This window comes from Ramlibacter sp. (assembly GCF_035706265.1).
Classification (GTDB): domain Bacteria; phylum Pseudomonadota; class Gammaproteobacteria; order Burkholderiales; family Burkholderiaceae_C; genus Ramlibacter.
The window spans coordinates 1-7,090 of sequence record NZ_DASSVG010000275.1 but is presented as its reverse complement, the minus strand read 5'-3'; the positions used below and the strand labels follow the sequence as shown (position 1 = coordinate 7,090).

Here is a 7,090-nt window from a genome sequence, read left to right as displayed (position 1 = left end):
GGCGCTAGCAACAGGAAGACTTGACCGGGATGCCGACGGGCTTGCCCGAAGGGGTTGCCGGGGAGCAGCATGCGGCGGCCTGGCGCGTTGTCGACTCGCGTTCGTTGAAGACCGGGATGTTGCCCAGGGTGTGGAAGTGCTCCCACGCGATCCCCTGCGGGTCCGTCACCCAGTGCTTCTCGCTGCGCGCGTAGCAGCAGGTCGTCTGGCCTTCGTCCAGCAGCGCCATGTCTGCGGTTTCCGCCCGGGCCTTGAGGACGGCCAGATCTTCCGCATTGTCCGTCTGGATGCCCAGGTGGTCGACGCCCGGCTTCGCCCCGCGGGTTGAGATTGCGAAGTTCACAGGCGGGTCCTCGAGCATCCACTTGGCGTAGTCCGCCTCCCGCCGCGCAGGCTCCGCCGCGAACAGCTTGGAATAGAAGCCGATGCTCTGTTGCAGGTCGTCGACGTGGAGGTGGACGTGAAAGCGCTTCAAGGCAGTTCTCCTTTAGGTCAGCAGTTCTTGCAGTTGGGGACGGTGATCTCCTCGCACCCGGCGCCGAGGCAGCAGTGCGCGGCGAGGTAGTCCATGAGCTCGGACATGCGCTCCAGGGAGGCGCGGTAGATCAGGTTCCGGCCATCGCGCTCCTGCGTCACCATCCCGGCGTGGACCAGTTCCTTCAGGTGGAAGGACAGAGACGACGACGCCACATCCAGCATGGAGCAGAGGGTCCCCGGGGTCATCCCATCGGGACCAGCGCCCACCAGGGCGCGGAACGTCCGCAGCCTCAGGGGCTGCGCCAGTGCGGCAAGGGCGGCGACGGCGGTTTTTTCTTCCATAATTCAAAGTCTATCGAAATATCGAGTGATTCGCAAGCTTGGGGGTGGGCCATGTTGACGCAGGCCAGGCCGGTGCAGGACGCTCGCCACAGGCTGCAGCACGCTTCACAAATCGGCGGCAAGCCGCCTATCCTGCACTCACCTACACCTTCAATATTGGCTGTCGCCAAGGCCTGATGGCGATGAATTCGGCCACGAATTCATCGCTCCGTGGACTTGCAAGACCACGGGGACCGACGCGGCGCGCCGCAAATCCGTCTGCAGGGCGCGGCGGAGCCGACGGAGGTGACGCACAGGGGACGGGCATCTGTCCCGCCCCGTCGCAAGAACGGCGTTCACCCGTCGGTCAGACGACGCGATGCGACGAGCAGCCGCCGCGCTCCGATCGCTGATCCGATGAATCAGCGGCTGAAATCATCGCGGTCGACCGGTCCTCGTCGTCCTAGATTGCAGGGATGGCCCGCGGCGACTTCATCGTTCAACTGCACCCCAGACGCCCGCCAGGACGGATCGACCGCAAGGCGGCCGTGTATGCCTCCGAGATCGAGCGGCTGCGGCGTGCCGGCTACACCTACGAGGCGATTCGGGAGGCGCTCGCCGACGTCGGCGTCGAACTCAGCACGAGTGCGCTGCGCCGCGAGGTGCGACGGTTCCACAACCAGCACGTAGGCGCCCGAGTCATTCCACAACGGGTCCCGCAGTCAGCCCCACGAAGTCCAGCGACTTCAGCGCCTGCAGCTTCGTTGCCGCCAACTGCTACCCCTTCCGCACTGGAGGGCTCCAGCGGCCACGACATCGCTGAGGCCTTCTTCAGCGCCCATCCCGGCAACCCGCTGCTTCGCAACCAGGAGATCCAATGAAACTGGCCGTCATCAACTTCTCAGGCAATGTGGGCAAGAGCACAGTGGCCCACCATCTGCTCGCCCCGCGCATTCCCGGCTGCCACTTCGTCGCGGTGGAGAGCATCAACGCCGACGATGGACAGCCCGTGACGATTCGCGGGCGGCAGTTCGCTCAGCTGCAGGAGTATCTGCAGACCGTGTCGAATCTGGTCGTCGACGTCGGGGCGAGCAATGTCGAAGAGCTGCTTGCGCTGATGCGCCGGTACAGCGGCAGCCACGCGGACTTCGACGCATTCGTCGTGCCGACCGTGCCACCTCGAAAGCAGCAACAGGACACGGCAGCCACGTTGGCAGAACTGGCGCGCATCGGTGTGCCTGCGGATCGAATTCGCCTCGTCTTCAACCAGGTCGAGGACGACACCCCGGTGGCGCGGACTTTCGAGACGCTGCTCGCCTACTGTGCGGCCTCGGGTTCCGTGCAGCCGCGGACAGCGGCGTACCTGCGGTACAACGAAGTGTATGCGCGTATTCGCGGCACCGGCCGGTCGCTTATGGAACTGGCCGCGGACACGAGCGACTACAAGGCCGCCATTGCCGAGACGGATTCGGCAGCCGAGAAAGTGGCTCTGGCGCAAAAGCTGGCGACACAGCGTCTTGCGCGAGGTGTGGTCCCCGAACTCGACGCCTGCTTCGCCGCGCTGGAACTCCACGCGCTGACGCACCAGGTGGGCGACGCCGCTCCACGAGCAGCATGAACGATCCCACCACGGCACGCGAGGCGCTGATTGTCGAAGCAGTGGGCGACACCGCGAAGCTGATCCGGCAGGTGGAAGCGCTTGCGCCGCTGCTGACCGGGTCGTGCGAAGCGCTGCTGCAAGCGAAGACCGAGCTGAGCGACAACCTGGCGGCGTTCGAGAGCAGGATGGCGGCGATCACGGAAAATGCAAAGACGCGGGCTGTGCACCACCTCGCGATGCGAGTCGACGAGACTGCGCGCCGCTCGATCGAGCAGCAAAGTCGGGCCATGGCAGATGCCGCGCGGGTCGCATTCGGCGCTGAGCTCGGCGCCGCGATGCAGCAACTGAGATCGGCATTGCAGCCTCTGATGCAGCAACGCCATCGGGAGTGGGAATGGTGGCTGACACATCTCGGGGCGGCCGCAGCAGGTTCGGCAGCAGTGTGGATCTGGGTTTCGCGCCTGGGCTGCGGCTGATCGCCAACCGGTGGCGAAACATGGGGCGGCGGAGTACCAGGCGCCCCCGCATGCTCAGATGGGCATTGCGTCGGTCGACTCGGACGCAAGACATGACGGAGATCCTTGCAAGGACGGCTAGCCGACCATCGTCTTGAAGTCGTGAAAACCGATCCTCTCGCTTGCCCCTCCTCGCTCCCGCCCGGGGCCGGGCGGGGGGTGGGCCCCCCATTCGCTATTTCAAGGGTGGGAGTTGGGTCGTGTCGCCAGCTTCAGCAAGCGAAGCGGTGCGCCGGCTTCGCGGCCCACCGCTCGAAGATCCCCCCACAAGCCCCCTCACCCCAGGACGGGGGCTTGCGGGGGGATTGCGGTGGACATCTGCGCGCTCGCTGCCAATGCGTTCTTCGGGCGCGCAGCGAGGCGGCCGCTGTCTCAGTTCACCTGGCGCAGCGGGTGCGGCGAAGCGACCGACGTGATATTTGGGCCGGTAGCTATCGCGTCTGCGTTGCTCCTGATGTCGGACGCTTCCGTCTCGCGGCAGCACGGAGCTCCACCACGTCCGCCCCGCGCCGCAGCCGGTCCAGGTAGTTCGCCCACTCGCGCATCATCTTCCGCCGCTGCTCCAGGTAATCGGCACGGTCGTACGCAGCGCCGAGCGGGCCCGTCTTGCCGTCAGCCAATTGGGCCTCGATCACCTCCGGGTCGATGCCGGGCAACCTCTCCACCATCAACGTGCGGGCCATCGCGCGAAAACCGTGCGCCGTCATCTCGTCGGAAGCGAACCCCATGCGGCGAAGCGCCGCGTTCACGGTGTTGTCCGACATCGGGCGCTCGCCTGTGCGCAAGGACGGGAACACGTAGCGACCATGCCCGGTGAGCGGCTGCAGTTCGCGAAGAATGGCAACCGCCTGCGTAGCCAAGGGGACCAGATGGGGTCGGCCATTGAGCTTCTGATGCACCCGGCGCTTCATCGCCTGCGACGGAATGGTCAGCATGCCACTCTCCAGGTTGACCCAGGGCCACTCCATCTGCCGGATGTTGCCCGGCCGCTGGAACAGCAAAGCCGAGAGTTGCAGTGCTGCACGCGTCATCGGCTGGCCACCGTAGTCGTAGATGGCGCGCAGTAGCTCGCCGGCTTTGCTGGGCTCCAGCACGGCGGCCATGTGCTTCACGACCAAGGGCTTCAGTGCGCCGTGCAGATCCAACACCGGGTTGCGCTCGCAGCGACCGGTTTGCACGCCGTAGCGAAATACCTGCCCGGCTGTCTGACGCAGGGTGTGAGCGGTTTCGTTGGCTCCCCTCCTTTCCACCTTGCGCAGGACTTCCAGCACCATCGGCGCCGAAATGTCCGGCAGGCGAAGCCGGCCAAGGTAGGGAAAGACATCCTTCTCCATGCGCTCGATCCAGCGCGCCGCGTACTTCGGGCTCCAGGACGCCTTCTTCGTCGCATGCAGTTCCCTTGCCACGGCTTCGAAGGTGTTCGCCGCTGCCACGGCGGTGGCGAGCTTCTCGGCGCGCTTGGCCAGGCCGGGGTCCATGCCGTCCGCGAGCAGTTCGCGCGCCTTGTCGCGCCGCTGCCGCGCCTTGGCAATCGTGATTTCCGGATAGGTGCCCAGGGCAAGCGTCTTGCGCATTCCGGCAAACCGGTAGTTGAAGCGCCAGTACTTGCCAGACGCCTTGACCAGCAGGTACATCCCGGCGCCATCCGTGTGCTTGTCGCCGGCGGCTTTGCCGGTGTGCTTGACCTGCCTAACGAAGACGTCGGTGAGTGCCATGGCCGCTCCATTTGGCGGTACCTGCCCGGCCGTACTGGGGAGATACCGCCAGAAATACCGCCAAAGTGGCGGTATCTCATGGTACGAGCGAGGAGGCCCTGGGACAACGTCATCCGGCGTTCGCCCAATGACGACGCGGGTTCCGGGACGATCTGGGATCTTGCGGGACGCCGATCTGGCCTGCCCGGAGGGACTCGAACCCCCGACCTGCTGCTTAGAAGGCAGCTGCTCTATCCAGTTGAGCTACGGGCAGAAAGACGCGCGGCGGCGCGTGGCCGCCGGCGCGCCGATTATGTCAGGCCGCAGCTTTCTGCCCCGTGATTGGATCGATTCAGGCCGGCTGGCGCCTCACCGGGCCGCCACGGTCTCCCGCCGCTCGGTGCGATGGCCCCGGGCGTCGGCGGGGGCGCGCCGGCGCTGCAGCTCCCTCTCGATCTCGCCGATGATGCCCATGGCGCTGTAGCTCAGCGCGCGCACCTGCCGTCGCAGGTCCTCCTGGCCGGGGCCCTGGCTCGAGATCGCATGCAGCAGCTCGCGCTGCCGCTCCGACAACATCTCCTGCACCTCCCTGAGTTGCAGGGTCCATTGCGCGATCGGGTCACTGGTGGCGATATGCATGGAGTCCTCCCTTGGGGACATTCGGGCAGTCGCATCCATGGACGGGATTCCCCCGACGGGCCGCCCGGGCCGACTGCGGCGCCCGGGGTCGGCCGGCCGGGCCGCTTACGGTCGGAAGTCGATGCGCGTGGCCTCGATGTTGCCGGCACCGCCGACGGGCAAGGTGCCGCGGACGCGGATGTTGGCGCCGTCGACCAGGTCGGCGGCAATGGTGCCGTCGTCCACGCGCGTGACATTGGTGTCGGTCGAATAGTGGAAGGTCAGGCCGCGCACGACGAAGGTCTGCGCAGTCTTGTTCACGGCCGAGGCCGGGCCCCGCACGTCCACCCTCGCCGCATCGTCGACGTCCTCCAGTTCGATCTTGCGCGCGATCAGCACGCCGTCGGCCAGCTGGCCCTCGACCTCCACGTTCTGGCCGACCAGCGCCTGGGCGGCGCCGGCAGCGAGCCTGGAGGTGTCGATCGTCACGCCGTTGACCGAGAACACCCCGGCGTTCAGCACCAGGATGCCTTCGATCTCGGCCTCGTCCTTGTCGTCGAACGGATCGCGCAGGTCGATGCGTTCGACCAGCCACTCGCCGGCCCCGTTCTGCACCGGCGGCCGCACCGTCCGCACCCGCACGAACAGGCCGTTCTGCAGGGCGGTCGACGGCAGGCGCGTGGCATTCTGGAAGTTGAAGCTGGCGCCGCCGATGTCGAACGTCTTGGCCGTGGCATCGAGGTTGGCGATGAAGCCGCGCACCTTGAACTCGTTCGCGTTGTTCTCGCGCTCGATGCGCGAAGCCGTGACCACGCCGGCGGCATCGGCGAAACCGTGCACCTCGAGGATGTTGCCGGCGACGATGTTGTCGAAGGTGACGCCCGGCTCGAAGACCGTGGCGGCATTCACCTTCACGGTCTGGCCGAACACCACCAGCGTGTCGGTCCCCGTCTTGGACTCCACCGGCCCCTTGATCTGGCTCTCGACCACGATCTCCGTGGCCGTCGCGCTCGGCAGCACGTCGCCGCTGCCGGGGGTGATCGCACCGGCCTGCACCCGCACCACCATGCCCAGCTGGAGGGCGGACGCGGCCAGCGTGCCGCCGTCGTCGTCCGACACGCGCGCGGCGTTGTCCTCGAAGCGCACGCCATTGACGATGATCGAGCCGAAGCCGGTGATGCGGCCGGCGGAGAACGAGCCGGTGCCGCCGGTGTCGACGCCGGCCACGCCCCCGCCGCCTCCGCCGCCGCAGGACGGCAGGGCCATCACGCCAGCGGCGGACAGCAGGCTGACGAGAACGCGCCGCCGGGAAGGTTGCGGAGCAACTGGCGAGATGGGCAGGTCGGACATGGCTACTCCTTGGGGAATCAGGAAGGGATCGTGGACGTGGATGTGGGCGTGCCGTTGGCGTCCTCGGGCGGCGCCATCGCCTCCGTGAACGCGAACAGGCCGATGCGCATGCGTTGGGCGGCGGGGCGACCCGCCGCCTTGTCCGCATCGATGAGGGATTGCAGGGCCGGCGCCAGGGTGTGCAGCAGCGCCTGCCATTGGTCGCTGACGAGGCCGCGGGCGGCTTCCAGCGATTCGTCGGAGAGCTCGTCGGCGAACAGCGCCTGCTCGAAGTGGCGGCTGCCGTCGCTCAGCACGTTGGCCACCGCCGCCTGCAGGTGGTCGCCGACGTTGGCACCCAGGAAGGACAGCATGCGGTCCAGGTCCGCGCGCGGCACGAACTCGCTGTTGACCAGGTGCACGCGGCCGTCGCTCTCGTCGACGCGGGCCAGGCCAAGGCGCGACAGCTCTTCCAGCAGCGTGCGCGGATGGACATCGCGGGTGATCGAATGGGCCAGGGTCTCGAAGCTCGGGGC

9 protein-coding genes and 1 tRNA gene are annotated in these 7,090 nt (G+C 67.1%); 3 read left to right on the top strand and 7 right to left on the bottom strand.

Annotated elements, in window-relative coordinates; translation table 11 throughout:
- Positions 1-4: 4 nt before the first annotated feature.
- On the bottom strand, positions 5-475 hold the full coding sequence (locus VFM98_RS10180) for an ArsI/CadI family heavy metal resistance metalloenzyme (protein ID WP_325109812.1): 471 nt from the start codon (positions 473-475) through the stop codon (positions 5-7).
- Positions 476-492: 17 nt separating this feature from the next.
- Positions 493-819, bottom strand: coding sequence for a helix-turn-helix domain-containing protein (locus VFM98_RS10175; protein WP_325109811.1), 327 nt, complete (start codon positions 817-819; stop codon positions 493-495).
- A gap of 455 nt (positions 820-1,274) precedes the next feature.
- On the opposite strand from VFM98_RS10175, the gene VFM98_RS10170 reads away from it, so the two are divergent.
- From VFM98_RS10170 to VFM98_RS10160, 3 genes are read left to right on the top strand one after another with little or no spacing between them, the layout of a single operon-like run.
- The gene (locus tag VFM98_RS10170; protein ID WP_325109810.1) at positions 1,275-1,679 is read left to right on the top strand and encodes a hypothetical protein; all 405 of its coding nucleotides are present in this window, start codon (positions 1,275-1,277) and stop codon (positions 1,677-1,679) included.
- Entirely contained in the window at positions 1,676-2,416 is a 741-nt protein-coding gene (stbB, locus tag VFM98_RS10165) for a StbB family protein (RefSeq protein WP_325109809.1), read from the top strand. The genes VFM98_RS10170 and stbB overlap by 4 nt, the downstream gene beginning before the upstream one ends.
- Positions 2,413-2,874 carry a hypothetical protein gene (locus VFM98_RS10160; protein WP_325109808.1) on the top strand — a complete coding sequence of 154 codons (462 nt, stop codon included), beginning with the start codon at positions 2,413-2,415 and terminating at the stop codon, positions 2,872-2,874. The genes stbB and VFM98_RS10160 overlap by 4 nt, the downstream gene beginning before the upstream one ends.
- 470 nt (positions 2,875-3,344) lie before the next feature.
- Here the strand turns inward: VFM98_RS10160 and VFM98_RS10155 are convergent, their stop codons facing one another.
- The 5 genes from VFM98_RS10155 to VFM98_RS10135 form a co-directional block, all read right to left on the bottom strand.
- The gene (locus VFM98_RS10155; protein WP_325109807.1) at positions 3,345-4,628 is read right to left on the bottom strand and encodes a tyrosine-type recombinase/integrase; all 1,284 of its coding nucleotides are present in this window, start codon (positions 4,626-4,628) and stop codon (positions 3,345-3,347) included.
- A gap of 176 nt (positions 4,629-4,804) precedes the next feature.
- Positions 4,805-4,881 (bottom strand) — tRNA-Arg (locus VFM98_RS10150).
- 95 nt (positions 4,882-4,976) lie between these two features.
- The gene (locus tag VFM98_RS10145; protein WP_325109806.1) at positions 4,977-5,246 is read right to left on the bottom strand and encodes a hypothetical protein; all 270 of its coding nucleotides are present in this window, start codon (positions 5,244-5,246) and stop codon (positions 4,977-4,979) included.
- A 105-nt stretch (positions 5,247-5,351) separates the two neighbouring features.
- Positions 5,352-6,575, bottom strand: a complete 1,224-nt coding sequence (locus VFM98_RS10140) for a DUF5666 domain-containing protein (RefSeq protein WP_325109805.1) — start codon at positions 6,573-6,575, stop codon at positions 5,352-5,354.
- A 17-nt stretch (positions 6,576-6,592) separates the two neighbouring features.
- On the bottom strand, positions 6,593-7,090 hold a 498-nt coding region (locus tag VFM98_RS10135; RefSeq protein WP_325109804.1), incomplete at its 5' end, for a DUF6502 family protein.

Excerpts from the sequence above, each read along its gene's own strand:
- VFM98_RS10175 (WP_325109811.1), bottom strand. The coding sequence starts at position 819 with ATGGAAGAAAAAACCGCCGTCGCCGCCCTTGCCGCACTGGCGCAGCCC.
- stbB (WP_325109809.1), top strand. The coding sequence starts at position 1,676 with ATGAAACTGGCCGTCATCAACTTCTCAGGCAATGTGGGCAAGAGCACA.
- VFM98_RS10170 (WP_325109810.1), top strand. The coding sequence starts at position 1,275 with ATGGCCCGCGGCGACTTCATCGTTCAACTGCACCCCAGACGCCCGCCA.
- VFM98_RS10160 (WP_325109808.1), top strand. The coding sequence starts at position 2,413 with ATGAACGATCCCACCACGGCACGCGAGGCGCTGATTGTCGAAGCAGTG.
- VFM98_RS10140 (WP_325109805.1), bottom strand. The coding sequence starts at position 6,575 with ATGTCCGACCTGCCCATCTCGCCAGTTGCTCCGCAACCTTCCCGGCGG.
- VFM98_RS10155 (WP_325109807.1), bottom strand. The coding sequence starts at position 4,628 with ATGGCACTCACCGACGTCTTCGTTAGGCAGGTCAAGCACACCGGCAAA.
- VFM98_RS10145 (WP_325109806.1), bottom strand. The coding sequence starts at position 5,246 with ATGCATATCGCCACCAGTGACCCGATCGCGCAATGGACCCTGCAACTC.